This window comes from Streptomyces sp. NBC_01116 (assembly GCF_041435495.1).
In the GTDB taxonomy this organism is placed as follows: domain Bacteria; phylum Actinomycetota; class Actinomycetes; order Streptomycetales; family Streptomycetaceae; genus Streptomyces.
Map to the genome: position 1 here is coordinate 5,487,950 of NZ_CP108644.1, position 20,974 is coordinate 5,508,923.

Consider the following 20,974-nt stretch of genomic DNA (forward strand, 5'->3'; position numbering starts at 1 on the left):
CACCGGGCGGCTTCGGCCCACCGATCCTAGGATCGGACCGGAAGGCCGCCACCGGCGACACCATCCGCGAGTGACGGGGGAGTCCCTCCATGCCAGGTGCGATCCATGCCGAAGGTCTGGTGAAGACCTTCGGCGACGTACGTGCCCTCGACGGCGTCGACCTCGACGTCCCCGAGGGCACGGTCCTCGGACTGCTCGGGCCCAACGGCGCGGGCAAGACCACCGCCGTACGGGTGCTGACCACGCTGCTGCGCCCGGACAGCGGCACGGCCTTCGTGGCCGGGATCGACGTACTGAAGAAGCCCAACGAGGTACGCCGCTCGATCGGGCTCTCCGGTCAGTTCGCCGCGGTCGACGAGTATCTGACCGGCCGGGAGAACCTCCGGATGGTGGGGCAGCTCTACCAGCTGAGCGCCCGGGACGCGAAGGCGCGGGCGGGCGTCCTGCTGGACCGGTTCAACCTCGGCGACGCCGCCGACCGCACCGCGAAGACGTACTCCGGCGGTATGCGGCGGCGCCTCGACCTCGCGGCGGCGCTCGTCGTCTCGCCGCCCGTGATGTTCATGGACGAGCCGACGACCGGTCTCGACCCGCGCAACCGGCAGCAGCTCTGGGACGTGATCGAGGATCTGGTGGCGGGCGGCACGACCCTGCTGCTGACCACGCAGTATCTGGAGGAGGCCGACCGCCTCGCCCACGACATCTGCGTCATCGACCACGGCAAGGTCATCGCCCGCGGGACCTCCGACCAGCTCAAGGCCCGCACCGGCGGCGAGCGCGTCGAGGTCGTCGTGCACCGCCCGGACGAGATCGAGCGCGCCCGGTCCGTGCTGACCACCCTCGGCAAGGGCGAGGTCACCGTCGCCCAGCTCTCCCGGAAACTGACCGTCCCGGTCAGCGGCGGGGCCAAACTGCTGGCCGAGATCATCCGCGACCTGGACGCGCAGGGCGTGGAGATCGACGACATCGCCCTGCGCAGGCCCACCCTGGACGACGTCTTCCTCTCCCTCACCGGCCATGCGGCCGAGGCGCACGAGAACGGTGACGAGGAGGCCGACGGCGCGGAAGCGGAACGTTTCCGCGACTCCCGGAGCAAGGAGGACACCCCGTGAGCGCGATCGCCAAGGACGCCCCCTCGTTGGTCCCTCGCCCCGCCGGAGGCGTCACGCAGTCCGTGAAGGACTCCCTCGTCGTCGCCAAGCGGAATCTGATCCGCATGACCAGAATTCCCGAAATGATCCTTTTCGGGGTCATTCAGCCGGTCATGTTCGTGGTCCTGTTCACGTACGTCTTCGGCGGCTCGATCGCCATTCCCGGGGCCGGCGTCAGCAAGGCGGCCTACACGGAGTTCCTGATGGCCGGCATCTTCGCGCAGACCGTCACGTTCGCCACGGCCGGCGCGGGCGCGGGCATCGCCGACGACATGCACAAGGGGCTCATCGACCGGTTCCGGTCGCTGCCGATGGCGCGTGGCGCCGTACTCACCGGCCGTACGCTCGCGGACCTGGTCCAGACGGCCATCACGCTGGCCGTGCTGGCGGTCGTCGCCCTGATCGTCGGGTGGCGCACCCACGAGAACATCGGCAAGGTGCTCGCGGGCTTCGCCCTGCTCCTGCTGCTCGGGTACGCGTTCACCTGGATCGGCGCCCTGATCGGGCTCTCGGTGCGCACCCCGGAGGCTGCGACCTCGGGCGGCCTGATCTGGCTGTTCCCGCTGACCTTCATCTCGAACGCCTTCGTGCCCGTCAACGGCATGCCGAAGTTCCTCCAGTACGTGGCCGAGTGGAACCCGTTCAGCGCCACGGTCCAGGCGGCGCGCGAGCTGTTCGGCAACACGATCGCCGGCGTGCCGAAGTCCGTGACCGGGGCCTGGCCGATGGAGCACCCCGTCTGGGCCTCGCTCATCTGGTCCGTCCTGATCATCGTGGTCTTCCGCACCCTCGCGGTCCGCAAGTACCGCTCGGCCTCCGTCTGACGCCCGGCACGCGACACCAGGGAGGCGCCATGACCACCGCACCGGACGGCCCGGCCGCCGAACTGTCCGGCGCCCCGCCCGTCGTCGACCGGGCCGCCTGGCAGGCCGCGCGGGACGAGCTCCTGGTCCGCGAGAAGGCCCACACCCGCCAGGGCGACGCGCTCGCCGCGGCCCGCCGCCGACTGCCGATGACGGAGGTCGACGGGACGGTCGAGGTCGTCGGACCCGAGGGCCCGGTCCCGTTCCTGGACCTCTTCCAGGACCGCCGGGAGCTCGTCGTCTACCAGCACATGTGGTACGACGGCGCACCGCACCAGGGCCAGTGCGAGGGCTGCACCGACGCGGTCTGGCACATGAGGGACGCCGTCTACCTCAACGCCCGGGGCGTCTCGTACGCCGTCCTGACCACGGGGTCCTGGGAAGAGGTGGCCGCCTACACCGCGTTCATGGGCTACACCCAGCCCTGGTACTCGGTACGGGGCCTGGAGGCGCCGATCGGCGGCGAGATGGGGCACCTCGCCTGCTTCCTGCGCGACGGCGAGCGCGTGTTCCTCACCTACTCCACGACGGGCCGCGGGATCGAGTCGGCCAACGGCTCCTTCGGCCTGCTCGACCTGACGCCCTACGGCCGCGGCGAGGCGTGGGAGGACCGGCCCGAGGGCAGGCCCGCGATCGGCCGGGTCCGCGACGGCTGTCCGGGCGAGGGCGGCCAGGTCTGCTGGTACTGGCGCACCGACGCCGACGGGACCGCGAGCTGGGGCCCGGCCAGCCGCCCCACCCCGCAGTGGACCCGCCCCGGCGCGACACCCGAGAAGACCCTCGGCCGCACCGGCGACTGCTCCTGACCCGGCCCGCGGGAACGGCCCCGGGCGCGGGCGACGGGGCACAGGAGCCCCGGGCGTACGGCGCGTACGCGCCGCATCGGGGGCCGGCCCTGGCCGTACGGCCCACACGACGCACGGGAGCCCCGGCCGCTCATGGCCGGGGCTCCCGCGTCGTTCCGTCGTGATGCGGCCGGATCAGCCGGCGTAGGGCTTCGCCGCCAGGATCTTCACCGAGGCCGTCTTGCCGTTCGGCAGCTCGTAGTCGGCGTCGTCGCCCGTCCGCTTGCCGTTCACACCGAGGCCGAGCGGGGACTGCGGGGAGTACGTCTCGATCTCCGTGCTGGCGTACTCACGGGAGGCGAGCAGGAAGGTCAGCGTGTCGCTCTCATCGCCGTCGAAGGCGATCGTGACGACCATGCCGGGCTCGACCACGCCGTCGTCGGCCGGCGCCTCGCCGACCTTCGCGTGCTCCAGGAGCTGGGTCAGCTGGCGCACCCGCAGCTCCATCTTGCCCTGCTCCTCCTTGGCCGCGTGGTACCCGCCGTTCTCCCGGAGGTCACCCTCCTCACGGGCCGCCGCGATCTTGACGGCGATCTCCGTGCGCGCGGGACCAGACAGGTACTCCAGCTCGGCCTTGAGCTGGTTGTACGCCTCCTGCGTGAGCCAGGTGACGTTTTCGCTGGTCTGGGTCACAGGTGCTCCTCGTCGGTGCTGGGAATACAAAGGATCGCCCTACCCAGAAGCATGTGCTTCTCCGGGTGGGCGAAACCACGAGCCTAACAATTCCGCAGGAAAAGGGGGAGAAGGTAAACCGGCAGACCCCTCACACGGCCGATGTGATCCGTATCGTCGCAGGTCAGCGGGGGTGTGGAGGGAATCAGCCCTGCGGGCCGTCGTCGGCGGTGCAGCCCATCGGCTCGACCGCGGTCGCCCTGGACCGGGTCACCACGGTCACGACCTCGTCGATCCGGTCCTCGGCCCGGTCGAAACGGACCTCCTTGCGGCCCACCTCGGAGCCGTCCTCGCTGAGCGCCCGCACCAGGCAGTAGCCGTGGCCCTCGCGGTCCTTGCGGACCTCCAGGTGGACATCGGCCCGCGTGTCGGAGACGACCTTGAACTTGATCATCTCGGCGCTGATGCCCTGGCCGCCCACGTAGTCGAAGCCGATCCACCCGATCACGCCGAGCAGGGCGACGCCCAGGACCGATCCGACGATCTTCAGCTTGCGGTCCGCGCGCTGATCCTCGGTCCGGCCGTACCGCCCCTCGGGCAGGGCCTCACGAACCGTCGTCATGATCGTTCCCTCCGGACCGGGCATCGAGGAATTTTCCGGCCCATCGTTCAGTCACTATAGAAGCCGCCCGCCCGTCACCCGACCGCGCCCCACACCGATGCCGCGCGGGCGCGGCGCCTCTCGAGAAAGAGACCCGGACCGACCGCGACAGAGACCCGGACCGACTTCGACGGAGACCCGGACCGACCGGAACGACCCAGGATCGACCAGAGCGACCAATGACTGAGGATCGAGCTTTGACTGAGCAGCTGCGACTGATGGCCGTTCACGCCCACCCCGACGACGAGTCGAGCAAGGGCGCGGCCACCATGGCCAAGTACGTGTCCGAGGGGGTGGACGTGCTGGTCGTGACCTGCACGGGAGGCGAGCGCGGCTCCATCCTCAACCCGAAGCTCCAGGGCGACGCGTACATCGAGAAGAACATCCACGAGGTGCGCAAGAAGGAGATGGACGAGGCCCGGGAGATCCTGGGCGTCCAGCAGGAGTGGCTCGGCTTCGTCGACTCGGGGCTGCCCGAGGGCGACCCGCTGCCGCCGCTTCCCGAGGGCTGCTTCGCCCTGGAGGACCCCGAGACCGCCGCGGGGCGCCTGGTGGCGAAGATCCGCGCGTTCCGGCCGCAGGTCATCACCACGTACGACGAGAACGGCGGCTACCCGCACCCCGACCACATCATGACGCACACGATCTCGATGATCGCGTTCGACGGCGCGGCCGACGCGGAGCGGTTCCCGGAGGACGAGTTCGGCCCGGTCTGGACGCCGCGGAAGCTCTACTACAACCAGGGCTTCAACCGGCCGCGCACCGTCGCCCTGCACGAGGCGCTCCTCGCCCGCGGTCTGGAGTCCCCGTACGGCGAGTGGCTGGAGCGCTGGGAGGAGTTCGAGCGCGTGGAACGCACGCTGACCACGCACGTTCCCTGCGACGAGTTCTACGAGATCCGCGACAAGGCGCTCATCGCGCACGCCACGCAGATCGACCCCGAGGGCGGCTGGTTCCGGGTCCCGATGGACATCCAGCGCGAGGTGTGGCCCACCGAGGAGTACGAGCTGGCGAAGTCTCTGGTCGATACCTCCCTCCCCGAGAGCGACCTCTTCGCGGGCATCCGCGACAATGCCTGATATGTACGCGACCCAGGCACTGACGCACCTCGTCCCGCTCGCCGCCGAAGAGCTCGACAAGAACAAGGTCACCCCCGGCGTCCTCGGCTTCCTCGTCTTCGCGGCGCTCGCCGTCGGCGTGTGGGCCCTGATGAAGTCGATGAACCGCCACATGGGCCGGGTGAACTTCGAGGAAGCCCCCGACCCGGACGCGGTGGCGGCCGAGCCCGTCGCCGACGGGGCGGCCGCCCCCCGGAAGTAGCCCGCGCCGAGGCCGCGCGTACGGGAAGGGCGTCCGGCCCCGCTGCCGGACGCCCGTTCGCGCGTCTGCGCCCGGTCACGGCCGTGTCGTGACCGGGCGTGCCGTCACGGCCGGGCCGGCTCCGCCGGGACGCCCATGATCTGGCCGGCGGCACGGGCCGGGGTGAGCCCGAGCCGCCACGCCTGCCAGCCGTCCTCCAGATCCACGCCCCGCTCCAGGGCCACCGCGAACGCCGCCGCCGACTGCTCCAGCTTGCCGTCCCGCGCCGGGTGCGGGGCCGCCATCAGCTCGGCCAGCTCCTGCTGCGCGACCACCGTGCCCACCTCGCTGCCCCCGGGCGAGGCGTACGGCAGCAGCGTGCAGCGCAGGAACCGGGCCCAGTCGCCGCCCCGCGCGTCCCCGTACGAGGCGAACAGCTCCGCCGCCTCACCGCACAGCTCCAGCGCCTGCGGCGCCCGCCCGTTGCCCGCGTCGATCAGCGCCAGCTCCACGCACGCCCACGCCTCCCCGTACGGCACCTTGATCCGCCGGAAGTCGGCCCGCGCGTCCATCAGCAGCTGCCGGGCGAACCCGGAATTGCGCAGGTTGCCCGTCTGCGCGGCCCGCTGGTCCCGGGTCACCCGGCCCGAGTGGTGCCGGGCGCACGCCAGCCCGTACACGTCCCGCATCCGCGAGAACATCGTGCGGGACCGCTCCAGCTCACGCACCGCCTGATCGGTGTCCCCGTCCTCCTCCAGGGCCTGGCCCAGATAGAACAGGGTCCACGCCTCGCCGCGCGCGTCCTCGTTGTCCCGGTGCCGGGCCAGGGCGTCCCGCAACTGCTCCAGCGCGGCCGCCGGATCGCCGTCCACCAGCCGGGCCCGGGCCAGCTGGGTGATCGCCCACGCCTCACCGCGTCCGTCGCGGGTGCGCCCGTACAGCTCCAGGGCCGTGCTCAGCGCCTCCTCCGCCGGGCCGACCTCGCCCGTCCGCAGCCGCACCTGGCCCAGCTGGAACTGCGTCCAGGCCTCACCGTGCAGCGACTCACCCTCCCGGTGCAGCCGCAGCGCGTCGTCCAGCAGCGCCAGCGCCCTCGTCAGATCGCCCCGGTCGCGCTCCACGGCCGCCAGGGCGTGCAGGGTCCAGGCCCGGTCCTCGGCCTGCGCCTCGGACGACTGGAGCGCCAGCGCCTCGCCGAGCCGGGCCGCCGCCTCCGTCAGATTGCCCTGGTGGTGCAGGGTGATGCCGAGCGAGCAGAGGGCCAGCGCCTCGCCCGCGTCGTTCTGCGCCTCGTGGTAGAGCCCGACGACGGAGGACAGCGTGGTGCGGGCCTTGTCCAGCTCGCCGAGCTGCCGGGCCGCGATGCCCGTACGCCACTGCACCGAGCGCTCCAGCAGCCCCTGGTCCACGGCCTGCGTCAGCTCGCTGATCTCACCCAGGCGGTACAGGTCGCCGCGCAGCAGGCAGTAGTCGCACAGGGCGCCCAGCAGATGCAGCACCGTGCCCTGGTCGACGCCCTCCGCGTGCCGCAGCGCCGCCGTGATGAAGCTCGACTCGTCGTCCAGCCAGCGCAGCGCCGAGTCCAGCGAACCGAAGCCGTGCGAGCCGAACTGCCCGGCCCGCGTCGACATCTTCCCGTCGACCATCCGGATCACCGCGTCGGCCAGCTCCGCGTAGTTCGTCAGCAGCCGCTCCTGCGCCGCCGTCCGCTCGGCCGGCTCCTCCTCGTCCAGCAGCCGGGCCAGCGCGAAGGCCCGCACCAGGTCGTGCAGCCGGTAGCGCGACCCCCGTACGCGGGTGAGCAGCCCGGCCCGTGCCAGCACGGTCAGCAGCCGCTCCGCCTCCTGCTCGTCCGCCGCGAGCAGCGACGCGGCCGCCGCCGCACCCAGGCTCGCCCGGCCCGCCAGCGCGAGCCGCCGCAGCAGCCGCCGGGCCTGATCACCCTGGTCGGTGTAGCGCAGCCACAGTGCCCGCTCCACCGGATCGACCGGGCCGTACGCGCCCAGGTCCCGCGCCAGCGTGTGCCGACTGCGCGCCCCCAGCGCGGAACCCGCCACCCGCAGCGCCAGCGGCAGCCCGCCGCACAGCTCCACGACGGCCTCCGTGGACGGGTAGTCGTAGGGCCCGGCCTCCTCTTCCTCGGCGACCTCGCGCAGCAGCTCCTCCGCGCCCGCCGCGTCCAGCGGGCCGACCGGCAGGTGGTGCACCCAGGCCGGCAGGTCCTCGGGCAGCTCCAGCGGCTCCCGGGCGGTGACGATCACCAGACTGTCCGAGCGCTCCGGCACCAGGGTGCGGACCTGCCCGGCGTCCGTCGCGTCGTCGAGCACGATCGTGACCGGCGTCCCCGTGAGGTGCTGGTGGTACAGCTCGCCGAGCCGCCGCACCTGCTGCTCGGCCGAAGCGCTCTCCCGGAACAGCAACTGCTCGCGCGGCGCGCCCAGCCGGTTCAGCAGGTGCAGCAACGCGTCCCGGGTCGGCAGCGGGCTCTCCCCGGCGACCTGGCCGCGCAGGTCGACCACGCACGCACCCCGGAACTGGTCCTTGAGCGCATGGGCGGCCCGCACCGCGAGCGCCGTACGCCCCGCACCCGGCTCGCCGTGCAGCACGACGACCGTCGGCCGGGTCTGCGTGGAGGCGCGGGCCGCGTGCACCCACTGGGCGATCTGCGCCAGCTCGGAGCGCCGCCCCGTGAACGGCCCCTCCGCCTTCGGGAGATGCCCGAAGGACTGCTCCAGCACCACCCGGGTGCGGGCCGCGGCGCTGCGGTCCCCGCCGCGCAACTGGCGCCCCACCGGAGCGGTCTGCTTCTTCGGGGCGCGCGCGGCCGGCGTCAGCATGCGCTGCTGGTCCAGGTACGGGCGGATGCCCCGTACCTCCAGGGCGGTCAGCCACTGGAGCCGCAACTGCTCGGCCCCGCCCGGCTGTCCGGCGGCTCCGGCGCGGCGGTGGGCGGCGGGCCAGTGCGAGGCGGTCGCCTTCGCCACCGTCGTCGCCGTGCCGGCCACCGCGACGGCCGCGCCCGCACCGAGGGCCAGGCCGGTGTTCGCGCCGAGCGCCAGATCCGCGCCGAACGCGGCGGCCGCGGCAACGCCCGTCACCAGCATGGGTGTTCCGAGCGTCGCCCTGCTGAACCGCTCCGAGAGCGGGCGCTCTCCCGCCGCCACCGAGTCCAGTGCCTGCGTGTACGCGGCGTACTCCTCGCCCGCGCTGGCGGCCATGGTGTCGAGCGCGGCCCGCGCCCGCGACATCAGCGCACCGGCATCGGTCCGTCCGCCGGTGCGCCGCGTCTCCTCCTCCACGGCGCGCACCAACAGCCTCTCGGCTTCCGCCCGATGGCTGTCCCGCATATGCGTCCCCCTCCGAGTGCCGCGTTCCGGACCTCGGGTTCCGGAACGTCGGATACCAAGCGTCAGATACCAAGCGTCGGGGTCAAGTGTCCTGCGTGGCGCGCTCCGGCGCGAGGGGCGCCGGGCAAGGGGAGGGTCAAGGCGCTGGCGGACGTCTCATGCCTGCGGCTCCCCGCCGCCCTCCTCCTCGTCCTCCACCGGCAGTCCCAGAGCGAGCCGGGCCTCCCACTCCTCCCCGGAGGCGTCCTCGTCGCCGTCCCAGCGCTCGTCGAACTCCGCCCGGTCGGGGGCCGTTGCCGCGGACCGCTGGATGCCGGACAGGGCGTCGAGCCGGTTCGCGAGCGCGATGACCGGGCCGCGCGCCCGCTCCGGGAGGCCGTCGACCGCACGCAGCAGCTTCGCCGACTCGGCCCCGCCTTCCGCCATCCGCCCGGCCCACGCGGTGGCCGCGGCCAGATCGGTGTCCACCTTCCCGGAGGCGCTGAACCACGCTTCGGAGGAGGGCCGCATCGCCTTCAGGTACGCCCGCTGACCGGCGTCCCACGCGCCGGGGTCCTGCCGCAGGGAAACCTCCGGCAGGCCGGCCTCCGCGCCCAGCCAGCACCGCACGGTCCGGTCCCCGCCGGTCCCGCTGACCGACTCCGGGTAGTAGGAGGAGAACCCGACGTCCGGCAGGGCCCAGGTGTCCGGTGCGAAGTCGTGGAGCAGCGGCACACAGCCCTCGAAAGCCTGCGCCGAGACGGTCGCGGGGTCGGAGATGGCGTGGTCACCCTTCAGCCGGAACGTTCCGTAGACCTGGGCCGGATGAGGCCGGTCGCACGGCACGATCTCGACGGACGTGTCCGTCATCCGTTCGTGCTCGACCTCTTGGGGGGAGAACAGCCCGCCCGCCGGTGCGAAGCAGTCCCCGGCCTTCAGGTGGATCAGGGTTCCCGCCTTCGTGTCCCGGGAGCCGAGGAGGCCCCCGCCCTCCTCCGTCCACGCGGTGAACCGCGCCCCGCCGATCACCAGCAGCAGGGCGGTCAGCACGACCACCACCCCGCCCACGGCCGTCCCGGCGATCGCGAGCCCCTTGCCGCGCTTGCCGTTGCCGGGGAACCGCACCAGCGCGACGATCCCGAGGACGAGCCCCAGCGGCGCGAGGCAGACGAGCAGCGACAGCACGAGCGAGGCGACGGCGAGGCCGCTGAGCGGCGGCTGCGGGGCGGGCTGCCCGGGGCCGTACGGGCCCACCGCAGGGGCAAGGCCGGGCGCGGGAGGCCCGGAGGCAGGGGAGGACGGCGGAGGCGGCGGCACGGTCATGACCCTGTGCCCTTTCGTCAGGGTGAGCAGCGCAGGAGTCCGTGTGGGGCCGGGGTGCCGGAACGGTAGCACTGCGGATCCCCGCGCTCGTCACCGCGTAACCCCTGCCACCTGCGCATTCACCTCCGGGAACGGCGGGCGTCTGCGCGGTCAGCCGGCCGCCCTCCCCGCCTCTCAGATGGTTCCGAGGTCGACAGCAACGGGGAAGGGCGCAGCGGTCTTGATCGCGCCGGTGAACATTTCGCCGTCCCGGTAGGCCTTGGTGGCGGGGTCGAGGACGTAGGTGTACACGATCGGGATACCGGTGGCGGCCTGTTCGATGCGCCAGTAGAAGGAGATGCCCGCCTTGGCGTACTGGTCCACCTTCACGATCCGGTCGGTGGTCTCCGAGCCGGGCGACACCACCTCCACGACCAGGAGCACGTGCTCGGGGCGGGTGGGCGTGAGGTCGATGGTCTCGGCCCGGTAGACGATGACGTCCGGACGGCGGTTGGTGAGCGGAACGTCCTGCAGGCGGACGTCGAAGTCCGCGTCGGCGTTCCAGTCCGGGCCCGCGGCGGCGTCCAGGGCATTGGCCAGGATGCGGGCCAGCCGTTTGTGCCGCTTGGAGGCGCTCGGGCTCACGACGACCATCCCGTCCACGATCTCGATGCCGGCGCACTGCTCCTCGGACCAGGAGTCGTACTGCTCCGCGCTGATCTGCGTATGCATCCACGCGGGCGCCACCATCCCGGCGGTCATCGTGTACCTCCTTCGAGGGGCCTCGGCAGGTTCGGTTCTGCGTGCCCAGCCTACTGTTCCAAGGCGTCGAGCCGCCCGGCTTCGGAAGCGCACACCTGCCCCACCTGCCCGTTCGCGCCCCCGCCCGTGGCGCGCGGGTGTCGCGGAGGGTGGTGCGCGAGGATTGGCCCATGGCCAACCGACTTGCGCAGACCACCTCCCCGTATCTCCTCCAGCACGCCGACAATCCCGTCGACTGGTGGCCCTGGTCGCCCGAGGCGTTCGAGGAGGCGCGGAAGCGGGACGTGCCGGTGCTGCTCAGCGTCGGGTACGCGAGCTGCCACTGGTGCCATGTGATGGCCCATGAGTCGTTCGAGGACGAGACCGTCGCCGCCTACCTCAACGCGCACTTCGTGCCCGTGAAGGTCGACCGGGAGGAGCGGCCCGACGTCGACGCCGTCTACATGGAGGCCGTCCAGGCGGCCACCGGGCACGGCGGGTGGCCGATGACGGTCTTCCTCACGGCGGACGCCGAACCCTTCTACTTCGGGACCTACTTCCCGCCCGAGGCCCGGCACGGCTCGCCCTCCTTCCAGCAGGTCCTGGAAGGCGTGGTGGCCGCCTGGACCGACCGGCGCGAGGAGGTCGCCGAGGTCGCCGGGCGGATCGTCGCGGATCTGGCGGGGCGCTCGCTGGTACACGGCGGTGACGGGGTGCCGGGGGAGCAGGAGACCGCGCAGGCGCTGCTCGGGCTGACCCGGGAGTACGACGAGCAGCACGGCGGGTTCGGGGGCGCGCCCAAGTTCCCGCCGTCCATGGCGGTGGAGTTCCTGCTGCGGCACTACGCCCGTACGGGGTCCGAGGGGGCGCTCCAGATGGCCGCCGACACCTGTTCGGCGATGGCCCGGGGCGGGATCTACGACCAGCTCGGCGGGGGCTTCGCGCGCTACTCCGTGGACCGGGAGTGGGTGGTGCCGCACTTCGAGAAGATGCTGTACGACAATGCGCTGCTGTGCCGGGTGTACGCCCATCTGTGGCGTACCACCGGGTCGGACGAGGCCCGGCGGATCGCCCTGGAGACCGCCGACTTCATGGTGCGGGAGCTGCGGACCGCCGAGGGCGGCTTCGCCTCCGCGCTCGACGCCGACAGCGAGGACGCCGGGGGCAGGCATGTCGAGGGCGCGTTCTACGTGTGGACGCCCGCGCAGCTGCGCGAGGTGCTCGGGGAGGACGACGCCGCCTTCGCCGCCGCGTACTTCGGGGTGACGGAGGCGGGGACGTTCGAGGAAGGGGCCTCCGTGCTCCGGCTGACGGGGGACGCGGGGCCCGTGGCCGCCGCCCGGGTCGCGGACGTACGGGCCCGGCTGCTGGCGGCCCGCGCGGAGCGGCCGCGTCCGGGGCGGGACGACAAGGTGGTCGCCGCCTGGAACGGGCTCGCCATCGCCGCGCTCGCCGAGACCGGCGCCTACTTCGACCGGCCCGACCTGGTGGAACGGGCCACCGAGGCCGCCGATCTGCTGGTCCGGGTGCACCTGGGCGAGGTGGCGCGGCTGACCCGTACCTCCAAGGACGGGCGCGCCGGCGACAACGCCGGGGTGCTGGAGGACTACGGCGATGTCGCCGAGGGCTTCCTCGCGCTGGCGGCGGTGACGGGGGAGGGCGCCTGGCTGGAGTTCGCCGGGTTCCTGCTGGACATCGTGCTGGAGCAGTTCACGGGGGAGGGCGGGCAGTTGTACGACACCGCCCATGACGCCGAGCAGCTCATCCGGCGGCCCCAGGACCCGACGGACAGCGCCACCCCGTCCGGGTGGACCGCGGCGGCGGGTGCGCTGCTCTCGTACGCCGCGTACACCGGGTCGGAGGCGCACCGGACGGCCGCCGAAGGGGCGCTCGGCGTGGTGAAGGCGCTGGGGCCGCGCGTGCCCCGGTTCGTCGGCTGGGGCCTCGCGGTGGCCGAGGCGCTGCTGGACGGGCCCCGTGAGGTCGCCGTCGCCGGGCCGGTCGGCGGGGAGCTGCACCGCACGGCGCTGCTGGGGCGGGCCCCGGGCGCGGTGGTCGCCGCGGGAGAGGGGCCGGGGGCGGGGGCGGAGTTCCCGCTGCTGGTGGACCGGCCGCCGGTGGGCGGGGAGCCGACCGCGTACGTCTGCCGGCACTTCGTGTGCGACGCGCCGACGACCGATGCCGCCGATCTGGCGGTGAAGCTGGGCGGCCGGTAGCCGTTACGGCGGAGACGGAGGGGCCGGCCGTCGACGCGGCCGGCCCCTCCCGTAACCCCTCGGTGCTCATCCGTGCTGGTACGCCACCAGCGAGATGCCCACGTAGTGCGCGATGAAGGCCGCCAGCGTCAGCGAGTGGAAGACCTCGTGGAAGCCGAACCAGCGCGGCGACGGGTTCGGCTTCTTGATCCCGTAGATCACGCCGCCCGCGCTGTACAGCAGCCCGCCGACCACGACGAGGACCAGGACCGCGATGCCGCCGGTCCGCATGAAGTCGGGCAGGAAGAAGACCGCCGCCCAGCCCATCGCGATGTAGCACGGGGTGTAGAGCCAGCGCGGCGCGCCGACCCAGAGCACCCGGAAGGCGATGCCCGCCGCCGCGGCCGCCCAGACGGCCCACAGCAGGGGCCGGGCGGTGGATTCGGGGAGCAGGAGCAGCGTCAGCGGCGTGTAGGTGCCCGCGATGATCAGGAAGATGTTCGCGTGGTCCAGGCGGCGGAGCACCGCCTCGCCGCGCGGCCCCCACGTGCCGCGGTGGTAGACCGCGCTGACGCCGAACAGCAGACAGGCGCTGAGGATGTAGACGCCGCAGGCGATCCGGCCCATCGTGCTGTCGGTCAGGGCGATCAGGGTGATTCCGGCGATCAGCACCGCCGGGAACATTCCGGCGTGCAGCCAGCCGCGCATACGCGGTTTGACGGGGACGGGGTCGAGTACGACGGGGCCCGGGGTCGCGGCGCTAGCGGCGGCGTCAGTCATATCCGCATGCTACCTACGCCACCGTAAGTAGAGGATTTGGGGCGCAAATGAGTGGCGATGCTCACGTGTGAGCCCCCCTGGACATATGGGCGGAACGGTCGGATGATCAAATGAGTGCAGTCGGCACCGGATGAGCGCCAGGGGAATTCGAAGGGTACGAAGCATCCGGGTCGCAGCCCCCACGGGGCCTTAAGACAACTGACACCCTCAACTAGGAGCGATCGTGGCGCGCGACATCGCGGCTCCCCTCACTGTCCCCACCCACCACCAGGAGCTGGTCTCCTGGGTCGACGAGATCGCAGCGATCACCGAGCCGGACCGGGTGGTCTGGTGCGACGGATCCGAGGCCGAGTACGAGCGCCTGTGCGGGGAGCTCGTGGCCAAGGGCACGTTCACCAAGCTGGACGAGATCAAGCGGCCGAACTCGTACTACGCCGCGTCCGACCCGAACGACGTCGCCCGCGTCGAGGACCGTACGTTCATCTGCTCCAAGGAGGAGAAGGACGCGGGTCCCACGAACCACTGGAAGGACCCCGCCGAGATGCGGGAGATCTTCACCGGTGCGGAGGGTGTCTTCCGTGGGTCCATGCGTGGCCGGACCATGTACGTCGTGCCCTTCTGCATGGGGCCCGTCGGCTCGCCGCTCTCCGCGATCGGCGTCGAGATCACCGACTCCGCGTACGTCGCCGTCTCCATGCGCACCATGACCCGCATGGGCCGGGCCGTCCTGGACGAGCTGGGCACCGACGGCTTCTTCGTGAAGGCCGTCCACACCCTGGGCGCTCCGCTGGCCGAGGGCCAGGAGGACGTCCCGTGGCCCTGCAACACCACCAAGTACATCTCGCACTTCCCCGAGGACCGCGAGATCTGGTCGTACGGCTCCGGCTACGGCGGCAACGCCCTGCTCGGCAAGAAGTGCTACGCCCTGCGCATCGCCTCCGTCATGGCCCGCGACGAGGGCTGGCTCGCCGAGCACATGCTGATCCTGAAGCTGACGCCGCCGCAGGGGGAGTCGAAGTATGTCGCCGCCGCGTTCCCCTCGGCCTGCGGCAAGACCAACCTCGCCATGCTGGAGCCGACCGTCCCCGGCTGGACCGTGGAGACCATCGGCGACGACATCGCCTGGATGCGGTTCGGCGAGGACGGCCGCCTCTACGCGATCAACCCCGAGGCCGGCTTCTTCGGCGTCGCGCCCGGCACCGGCGAGCACACCAACGCCAACGCCATGAAGACCATGTGGGGCAACTCCGTCTTCACCAACGTCGCGCTCACCGACGACGGCGACGTCTGGTGGGAGGGTATGACCGAGGAGGCGCCCGCGCACCTCACCGACTGGAAGGGCAACGACTGGACCCCCGAGTCCGGCACGCCCGCCGCCCACCCCAACGCCCGCTTCACCGTCCCCGCCGGACAGTGCCCGACCATCGCGCCCGAGTGGGAGGACCCCAAGGGCGTGCCGATCTCGGCGATCCTCTTCGGCGGCCGCCGCGCCTCCGCCGTCCCGCTGGTCACCGAGTCCTTCGACTGGCAGCACGGCGTCTTCCTCGGAGCCAACGTCGCCTCCGAGAAGACCGCCGCCGCCGAGGGCAAGGTCGGCGAGCTGCGCCGCGACCCGTTCGCCATGCTGCCGTTCTGCGGCTACAACATGGGCGACTACATGAACCACTGGGTCAAGGTGGGCGCCGACAAGGCCGACCAGTCGAAGCTCCCGAAGATCTACTACGTCAACTGGTTCCGCAAGAACGACGCGGGCAAGTTCGTGTGGCCCGGCTTCGGCGAGAACAGCCGCGTCCTGAAGTGGATCGTGGAGCGCCTGGAGGGCAGGGGCGAGGGCGTCGAGTCCCCGATCGGCATCCTGCCGGCCAAGGGCGCGCTCGACACCGAGGGCCTGGACCTCTCCGAGGCCGACCTCGACTTCCTCCTCACCGTCGACAAGGAGGTCTGGCGCGAGGAGGCCGCCCTGGTCCCCGAGCACCTCAACACCTTCGGCGACCACACGCCCAAGGAGCTGTGGGACGAGTACCACGCGCTGGTGAAGCGCCTGGGCTGAGCCCCGCGCTCCCGCCGAACCCCGCGGCCGGGTCCGTCGGACATCCGCCCTGACCTGTGGGGCCGAACGACCCGCCGCGGTACGGGGCCTGTCCTCGCCGACAGCCCCGGAGGGCTCGTCCCCGACCAAGGACACCCTCCCGGCTCCCGGAACCCCCTCATGGTTCCGGGGGCCGCCCCGCGTCGGAGGGCCTTCGCCCCAGGACCCGTTCCGTGGATCCGCGCATGAGATCGTCATGTTCGTCATCAGGGGGCTCATCGCCGACCCTGCCGAAGTCGGAGCCTCGGGAGCCCCTCCACGGCGAGGAGCTCCAAGGACGGAGAACGGACAGATGGCCGAACCGAGCGTTCCCTACTGGACCATCCGGCACCTGGAGTCCGGGGAGTCCGTTCCTGGACAGACGTTCACCGTGTTCATCGCCGAGGGCGACGGCGAGGACGCCCGGTACTTCGATCTGCAGCGCATGATCGAGGAGCCCGGGCAACAGGAGATGGATCTCGAACTGGACAGCTACTGCATCGTGTCGGAGGGCGACGGCGTCGACTTCGGCGGCCTTGAAGAGGCAACCCTGCTTCCAGGCCGGCTCATCCTCCGGTTCCGGAGCGCGTCGGCGGAGGAGTTGCAACTGCCGTCCACGGTCATAGCTCTCGGGATCGCGCCGGGCGTGGACATCGGTGAACTCCGGGCGGGTCTGGAGAAGGTACTCACCTACGGGAACCCCTCAAAGGTCCCTGTCATAAGCCTCAGATGACCCGAGGGGCGCCTGCCGCTCAACTCGGCATGTCCGGAGGCCCCTTGAGCTGCTGCCAGGTCCGGTCGTCCTCGGCCGCCCTCAGGTAGGGGTCCATGAGCAGCGTCCCCCGCGTGGTGAACTTCGATCCGCCGTGGGCCCGCAGCCGGGCCAGCCCGTTGCCCGCGAGGACCTCGGCCGCGTTGCGGTGGGCGACCACGACGAGCGGCGAGTAGAACGGCCATACCGGAACGCAACGGCCCCGGTGGGGAAGGGGCATGGCACCCGGCCCGCGCGGCCTCGACGGCACGCGGACCGGGGCCGTCAGTGGGCGCCGACCAGGTGCCCGGAGAGGGCCGGGTCGGCGAGGGCCGCTGTGTGGGCGTCCATGCGTACCGCGGCAAGGATGGCGGCGGTCGTGTCGGCGCGGGACGCGGCCACCAGCAGGGCGCGGCCCGCGAGGGCGTGGGCGCGGCGGTGGAGGTCCGCGGGGGCGGCGTCGGTCAGGCCGGCGTGCCGGGCGGGCGGGGCGCCGCGCAGCCGGGCCACCTGCTCGGCGATACGGTCGCCCGCCGCGGTGAGGCCCAGCTCGTCGGTGACCGCCAGGAGGGCGGCCAGGTGCCCGGCGAGCTGGATGTCCAGCTCCTCCTCACGGCTGCGGTGCGGAAAGTCCGCCTCGTCGGCCGGGGTGTGGACCGAGGGGCTGCGGATCGGCTCGTACATGGATGGCCTCCCGATGGTGCGATGGATCCATCCTACATTGGAATCAGTCTAAAGTTGTGCCCGATCCGGAAGGGTGATGGTCCCGCGGCCGTCCGTAACCGGCTACGGCTGTCCGTAACCGTCCAGGAAGGTGCCGATCCGGGTCACCGCGTCGGTCAGGTCCTCGACCGTCGGCAGCGTGACGATCCGGAAGTGGTCGGGCTCGGGCCAGTTGAATCCGGTGCCCTGCACGACCATGATCTTCTCGGCCCGCAGCAGGTCCAGCACCATCTGCCGGTCGTCCTTGATCTTGTAGACCTTGGGGTCGAGCCGGGGGAAGAGGTACAGCGCCCCCTTCGGCTTCACGCAGGTCACCCCGGGGATCGAGGTCAGCAGGTCGTACGCCGCGTCCCGCTGCTCCAGGATCCGGCCGCCGGGCAGCACCAGGTCCTGGATCGACTGCCGCCCGCCGAGCGCGGTGGCCACCGCGTGCTGCGAGGGCATGTTGGCGCAGAGCCGCATGTTGGCGAGGATCGTCAGCCCCTCGATGTACGAGGTGGCGTGCGCCTTCGGCCCGCAGACGGCCATCCAGCCGGAGCGGTAGCCGGCCACCCGGTAGTTCTTGGAGAGTCCGTTGAAGGTCAGCACCATGAGGTCCGGGGCCAGCGCCGCCGTCGGGGTGTGGGTCGCGCCGTCGTAGAGGATCCGGTCGTAGATCTCGTCGGAGCAGACGATCAGGTTGTGCCGCCGGGCGATCTCGGTGAGACCGCGCAGCATCTCGTCGTCGTACACCGCGCCGGTCGGATTGTTCGGGTTGATGATCACCAGGGCCTTGGTGCGGTCGGTGATCTTCCGCTCCACGTCCGCGAGGTCCGGCATCCAGTCGGCCTGCTCGTCGCACCGGTAGTGCACGGCCGTCCCGCCCGCCAGCGAGACCGAGGCGGTCCACAGCGGATAGTCGGGAGCCGGTACGAGCACCTCGTCGCCGTCGTCCAGCAGCGCCTGCATCGACATCTGGATCAGCTCGGAGACGCCGTTGCCCAGGTAGATGTCCTCGACGTCGAGGTCGATCCCCTTGGTCTGGTAGTGCTGCATCACCGCACGGCGCGCGGACAGCAGGCCCTTCGCGTCGCCGTAACCGTGCGCGCCCGCGACGTTGCGCAGGATGTCCTCGAGGATCTCCGGCGGGCACTCGAACCCGAAGGCGGCGGGGTTGCCCGTGTTCAGCTTGAGGATGCGCTGACCGGCCGCTTCCAGCCGCATCGCCTCCTCCAGCACGGGACCCCGGATCTCGTAACAGACGTTGGAGAGCTTCGTGGACTGGATGACCTGCATGTCCGCGAGCTTACGGCGGCGTTTCGCGCGGTGCGCGGGGATTGCTCCCGGCGTACTCCCTCCGGGGCGCCCGCCCGCCGCGTCCCGTCTTCCATCGCCATGCCCGCCGCCGCCCCGGACCGTGGGATCGCCCGGTCGGGGCGGCGTCGCGGCTTGGAAAGGGGGCGTGGGCGGCCGGAACGGGTGAGATGCGCCACGCGGGGTCCCTGCGCGGGGGCCCGGCGGGGCCGGCGCGCCCGTTCCGGCGGCGGTCACCCCGGCCGCGGTGAACCGGGGTGCGCGTGCCGTGTACCGGGGGTGCCGCGTACCGGGGTGCGCCCGGCGGCCTCCGTCACCCCGGCCGCCGTCACGCGGCGGCCTCCGTCACTCCGGAAGCCGGGTGCCCTCCGGGAGCCGGATGCCGAAGTCGTCCGCCAGGACGCGCAGCGCCTCGTCGCCGTCCTTCAGCCGCCGTTCCCGGATCGTGCCGTCGTCGGCCGTCTCCACCAGGTCGAGTCCGGACAGCGCGAGGTGGGAGCCGATCCGGGTGCGCATCGCGTACACCGCCTGCCGGAACGGTGAGCGCGGGTGCGTCGCGATGAACCAGTTGATCACCTCGTAGTCCGGCTTCTCGTTCGGGTCCAGGGTGAACGCGTACTGCGGCTCCCACGACCCGCCCTTCTCGGCCTGGAGCTCCCACAGGGGCAGCGGGCCTTGGTGCGGCGCGTGGACCAGGCGGTGGTGGCGCGGCGCGTCGAACAGCTCGGCGTCCTCCACCAGCTCGATCGGCTCCAGCAGGGCTCCGACCGTCCCGAATCCGACGTCCGCCAGATACGGGTGCGGCTCGCCCGCCACGTCCACCCGCATCAGCATGTGCGTACGGGGCCGGATGTCGCCCGGCGCGGCGCCCAGGACCACCCGGGCCGTCAGCGGCGTCACGGAGAAGCCGATCTGCCGCAGCGCGGTGGAGAAGAGGGTGTTCTGCTCGTAGCAGTACCCGCCGCGCCCGCCGTGCACGAGCTTCGCCTCCAGGTCGCCGATCGCCAGCGACGGGGCGGAGCCGAGGACGGCTTCGAGGTTCTCGAACGGGATGCCGGTCAGGTGGGCGCGGTGCAGGGACCGCAGCACCTCCAGTGTGGGGCGGGGCTTTCCGGTCCAGCCGATGCGGGCGAAGTACGCGTCGAGGTCGAGAGTCATACACCGACCGTACGCAGTCGGGGTGCGGGCGCGCCTCCGGCTGCGGACCGACGCGCGCGACCGGACGGCCTCGGTCTCGGGACCGATACCGGGGGGCGAGGCGGCTCAGATCCTGCTCAACTCCGGTGAGAACCGGGCCGGGCCGGGTAGCGGTGATCACATGAGCATGTTCCGGAAGCCCCAGCCCTTGGCCGTACTCGTCGTCCGCGACGCCCCCGATGTCGTCGCCGGGCTCCGGCGCGCGCTGGAGACCGCCACGGATACCGAGCGCCCCGGTCTGGAGCGCGCCCTCGCCCTGGCCGAGGACTCCGCCGCGCGCCCGGACGCGGAGCTGCGCGGCCGGTGGGTGCGGCAGCGGCTCGCCGCCGCCGGTCACGAGGGCCCGGCGGACTCCGTGGACGCCATCAAGATCCTGCGCCAGGCAGAGCCCGGTCTGACGCTGCTCCAGGCGGTGACCTACGCCAAGGAGGCCGAGGCGGCGGGGGCCTGAGGCGGGGCGGTCCCGGACGCGGGGTGCCGGGCCGGGCGGGACCGGCGCGGCGTTGTTGTCGTACGTGCCGCTTAGGCTGGCCGAAGACGCCGGGGGCGACAAGTACCTCCCAGGGGGTGGGTGGTTGCCTCGCGGTCGGGAACCAGGTGGGGGAGGGCGGACGATGCGGATCGTACGGAGGCCGGGGGCTTTCGTCTGCGGGATCGACGCGGCGATGGACGTGATCGGCGGCAAGTGGAAGGTGCTCATCCTGTGGGCGCTCAACGAGCGGACCCACCGCTTCGGCGAGCTGCGCCGGGCCGTGCCCGGGGTGACCGAGAAGGTGCTCAGCTCGCATCTCAAGGAGCTGGAGGACGACGGCATCGTGCACCGCGAGGTGTACGCCGAAGTGCCGCCGCGCGTGGAGTATTCGCTCACGCCTCTGGGCCTCTCGCTCAACGCCGCGCTGGAGCCGCTGGCGCAGTGGGGGCGTGACCACATCTATCGCGGTGAGGGGGAGGGCGGTGTCGAAGCCGCTGTCGGAGCCGGAGCCGGCGCCGGAGCGGAGTCGGAATCGAGGCTGGTGCCGGGGCCGTCGGTGAGTCGGCTCCCGAGGCCCTGGTGGGGCTGAGGCAGGTCGCTCGCGGCCGCGGCCGGAACCGACCCCTGGTGAGGGGACCCCTTGTGATGGCCTGACATCTGCGCGAACATGCGCATGTCAAAAGCTGGAAGATCTC

19 protein-coding genes and 1 pseudogene are annotated in these 20,974 nt (G+C 72.0%); 10 read left to right on the forward strand and 10 right to left on the reverse strand.

Features of this window, described 5'->3' with window-relative positions; genetic code table 11:
* Positions 1-89 precede the first annotated feature (89 nt).
* From OG245_RS24290 to OG245_RS24300, 3 genes are read left to right on the forward strand one after another with little or no spacing between them, the layout of a single operon-like run.
* Positions 90-1,112, forward strand: coding sequence for an ATP-binding cassette domain-containing protein (locus OG245_RS24290; protein WP_371625565.1), 1,023 nt, complete (start codon positions 90-92; stop codon positions 1,110-1,112).
* Positions 1,109-1,975: an ABC transporter permease gene (locus OG245_RS24295; protein WP_371625566.1), complete on the forward strand. Its 867-nt coding sequence runs from the start codon at positions 1,109-1,111 to the stop codon at positions 1,973-1,975. Before OG245_RS24290 ends, OG245_RS24295 begins: the two co-directional genes overlap by 4 nt.
* 29 nt (positions 1,976-2,004) lie before the next feature.
* Positions 2,005-2,820, forward strand: a complete 816-nt coding sequence (locus OG245_RS24300) for a DUF899 family protein (RefSeq protein WP_371625567.1) — start codon at positions 2,005-2,007, stop codon at positions 2,818-2,820.
* 174 nt (positions 2,821-2,994) lie between these two features.
* Here the strand turns inward: OG245_RS24300 and greA are convergent, their stop codons facing one another.
* On the reverse strand, positions 2,995-3,492 hold the full coding sequence (gene greA / locus OG245_RS24305) for a transcription elongation factor GreA (protein WP_097870914.1): 498 nt from the start codon (positions 3,490-3,492) through the stop codon (positions 2,995-2,997).
* 184 nt (positions 3,493-3,676) lie between these two features.
* Entirely contained in the window at positions 3,677-4,093 is a 417-nt protein-coding gene (locus OG245_RS24310) for a DUF4307 domain-containing protein (RefSeq protein WP_371625568.1), read from the reverse strand.
* Positions 4,094-4,329: 236 nt separating this feature from the next.
* Here OG245_RS24310 and mca point away from each other — a divergent pair, with 236 nt between their 5' ends.
* Both mca and OG245_RS24320 read left to right on the forward strand, forming a co-directional pair.
* Entirely contained in the window at positions 4,330-5,211 is an 882-nt protein-coding gene (gene mca / locus OG245_RS24315) for a mycothiol conjugate amidase Mca (RefSeq protein ID WP_097964890.1), read from the forward strand.
* A gap of 1 nt (position 5,212) precedes the next feature.
* Positions 5,213-5,452 carry a hypothetical protein gene (locus tag OG245_RS24320; protein WP_050360173.1) on the forward strand — a complete coding sequence of 80 codons (240 nt, stop codon included), beginning with the start codon at positions 5,213-5,215 and terminating at the stop codon, positions 5,450-5,452.
* 104 nt (positions 5,453-5,556) lie between these two features.
* On the opposite strand, the gene OG245_RS24325 is transcribed toward OG245_RS24320, so the two are convergent.
* From OG245_RS24325 to OG245_RS24335, 3 genes are all read right to left on the reverse strand, one after another.
* The gene (locus tag OG245_RS24325) at positions 5,557-8,778 is read right to left on the reverse strand and encodes a tetratricopeptide repeat protein (RefSeq protein ID WP_371625569.1); all 3,222 of its coding nucleotides are present in this window, start codon (positions 8,776-8,778) and stop codon (positions 5,557-5,559) included.
* Between the two features lie 156 nt (positions 8,779-8,934).
* Entirely contained in the window at positions 8,935-10,080 is a 1,146-nt protein-coding gene (locus OG245_RS24330) for a DUF4190 domain-containing protein (protein ID WP_371625570.1), read from the reverse strand.
* Positions 10,081-10,254: 174 nt separating this feature from the next.
* Complete coding sequence (locus tag OG245_RS24335) at positions 10,255-10,821, reverse strand: Uma2 family endonuclease (RefSeq protein ID WP_371625571.1); 567 nt, start codon at positions 10,819-10,821, stop codon at positions 10,255-10,257.
* Between the two features lie 170 nt (positions 10,822-10,991).
* On the opposite strand from OG245_RS24335, the gene OG245_RS24340 reads away from it, so the two are divergent.
* Positions 10,992-13,016 carry a thioredoxin domain-containing protein gene (locus tag OG245_RS24340; protein ID WP_371625572.1) on the forward strand — a complete coding sequence of 675 codons (2,025 nt, stop codon included), beginning with the start codon at positions 10,992-10,994 and terminating at the stop codon, positions 13,014-13,016.
* 66 nt (positions 13,017-13,082) lie between these two features.
* On the opposite strand, the gene OG245_RS24345 is transcribed toward OG245_RS24340, so the two are convergent.
* On the reverse strand, positions 13,083-13,775 hold the full coding sequence (locus OG245_RS24345; RefSeq protein WP_371625573.1) for a hemolysin III family protein: 693 nt from the start codon (positions 13,773-13,775) through the stop codon (positions 13,083-13,085).
* A gap of 223 nt (positions 13,776-13,998) precedes the next feature.
* Here OG245_RS24345 and OG245_RS24350 point away from each other — a divergent pair, with 223 nt between their 5' ends.
* Positions 13,999-15,825: a phosphoenolpyruvate carboxykinase (GTP) gene (locus OG245_RS24350; RefSeq protein ID WP_371625574.1), complete on the forward strand. Its 1,827-nt coding sequence runs from the start codon at positions 13,999-14,001 to the stop codon at positions 15,823-15,825.
* 331 nt (positions 15,826-16,156) lie between these two features.
* Complete coding sequence (locus OG245_RS24355) at positions 16,157-16,576, forward strand: hypothetical protein (protein WP_371625575.1); 420 nt, start codon at positions 16,157-16,159, stop codon at positions 16,574-16,576.
* Between the two features lie 14 nt (positions 16,577-16,590).
* Here the strand turns inward: OG245_RS24355 and OG245_RS24360 are convergent.
* The 4 genes and pseudogenes from OG245_RS24360 to OG245_RS24375 all read right to left on the reverse strand — a co-directional run.
* Positions 16,591-16,805, reverse strand: a pseudogene (locus OG245_RS24360) (hypothetical protein); the annotation flags it as partial.
* Between the two features lie 74 nt (positions 16,806-16,879).
* Entirely contained in the window at positions 16,880-17,278 is a 399-nt protein-coding gene (locus tag OG245_RS24365) for a hypothetical protein (protein ID WP_371625576.1), read from the reverse strand.
* Between the two features lie 102 nt (positions 17,279-17,380).
* Positions 17,381-18,592 carry a pyridoxal phosphate-dependent aminotransferase gene (locus OG245_RS24370; protein WP_371625577.1) on the reverse strand — a complete coding sequence of 404 codons (1,212 nt, stop codon included), beginning with the start codon at positions 18,590-18,592 and terminating at the stop codon, positions 17,381-17,383.
* Positions 18,593-18,955: 363 nt separating this feature from the next.
* The gene (locus OG245_RS24375) at positions 18,956-19,768 is read right to left on the reverse strand and encodes an arylamine N-acetyltransferase (protein WP_371625578.1); all 813 of its coding nucleotides are present in this window, start codon (positions 19,766-19,768) and stop codon (positions 18,956-18,958) included.
* Positions 19,769-19,928: 160 nt separating this feature from the next.
* Here OG245_RS24375 and OG245_RS24380 point away from each other — a divergent pair, with 160 nt between their 5' ends.
* Positions 19,929-20,258 carry a hypothetical protein gene (locus OG245_RS24380; protein ID WP_371625579.1) on the forward strand — a complete coding sequence of 110 codons (330 nt, stop codon included), beginning with the start codon at positions 19,929-19,931 and terminating at the stop codon, positions 20,256-20,258.
* A gap of 163 nt (positions 20,259-20,421) precedes the next feature.
* Positions 20,422-20,868 carry a winged helix-turn-helix transcriptional regulator gene (locus OG245_RS24385; protein ID WP_371625580.1) on the forward strand — a complete coding sequence of 149 codons (447 nt, stop codon included), beginning with the start codon at positions 20,422-20,424 and terminating at the stop codon, positions 20,866-20,868.
* The last annotated feature ends 106 nt before the right edge of the window (positions 20,869-20,974 follow it).

Coding starts and splice junctions, on each gene's coding strand:
- OG245_RS24290 (WP_371625565.1), top strand. CDS start 90: ATGCCAGGTGCGATCCATGCCGAAGGTCTGGTGAAGACCTTCGGCGAC.
- OG245_RS24335 (WP_371625571.1), bottom strand. CDS start 10,821: ATGACCGCCGGGATGGTGGCGCCCGCGTGGATGCATACGCAGATCAGC.
- OG245_RS24375 (WP_371625578.1), bottom strand. CDS start 19,768: ATGACTCTCGACCTCGACGCGTACTTCGCCCGCATCGGCTGGACCGGA.
- OG245_RS24365 (WP_371625576.1), bottom strand. CDS start 17,278: ATGTACGAGCCGATCCGCAGCCCCTCGGTCCACACCCCGGCCGACGAG.
- OG245_RS24310 (WP_371625568.1), bottom strand. CDS start 4,093: ATGACGACGGTTCGTGAGGCCCTGCCCGAGGGGCGGTACGGCCGGACC.
- OG245_RS24385 (WP_371625580.1), top strand. CDS start 20,422: ATGCGGATCGTACGGAGGCCGGGGGCTTTCGTCTGCGGGATCGACGCG.
- OG245_RS24330 (WP_371625570.1), bottom strand. CDS start 10,080: ATGACCGTGCCGCCGCCTCCGCCGTCCTCCCCTGCCTCCGGGCCTCCC.
- OG245_RS24340 (WP_371625572.1), top strand. CDS start 10,992: ATGGCCAACCGACTTGCGCAGACCACCTCCCCGTATCTCCTCCAGCAC.
- OG245_RS24320 (WP_050360173.1), top strand. CDS start 5,213: ATGTACGCGACCCAGGCACTGACGCACCTCGTCCCGCTCGCCGCCGAA.
- OG245_RS24370 (WP_371625577.1), bottom strand. CDS start 18,592: ATGCAGGTCATCCAGTCCACGAAGCTCTCCAACGTCTGTTACGAGATC.
- OG245_RS24345 (WP_371625573.1), bottom strand. CDS start 13,775: ATGACTGACGCCGCCGCTAGCGCCGCGACCCCGGGCCCCGTCGTACTC.
- OG245_RS24325 (WP_371625569.1), bottom strand. CDS start 8,778: ATGCGGGACAGCCATCGGGCGGAAGCCGAGAGGCTGTTGGTGCGCGCC.
- OG245_RS24300 (WP_371625567.1), top strand. CDS start 2,005: ATGACCACCGCACCGGACGGCCCGGCCGCCGAACTGTCCGGCGCCCCG.
- OG245_RS24355 (WP_371625575.1), top strand. CDS start 16,157: ATGGCCGAACCGAGCGTTCCCTACTGGACCATCCGGCACCTGGAGTCC.
- OG245_RS24380 (WP_371625579.1), top strand. CDS start 19,929: ATGAGCATGTTCCGGAAGCCCCAGCCCTTGGCCGTACTCGTCGTCCGC.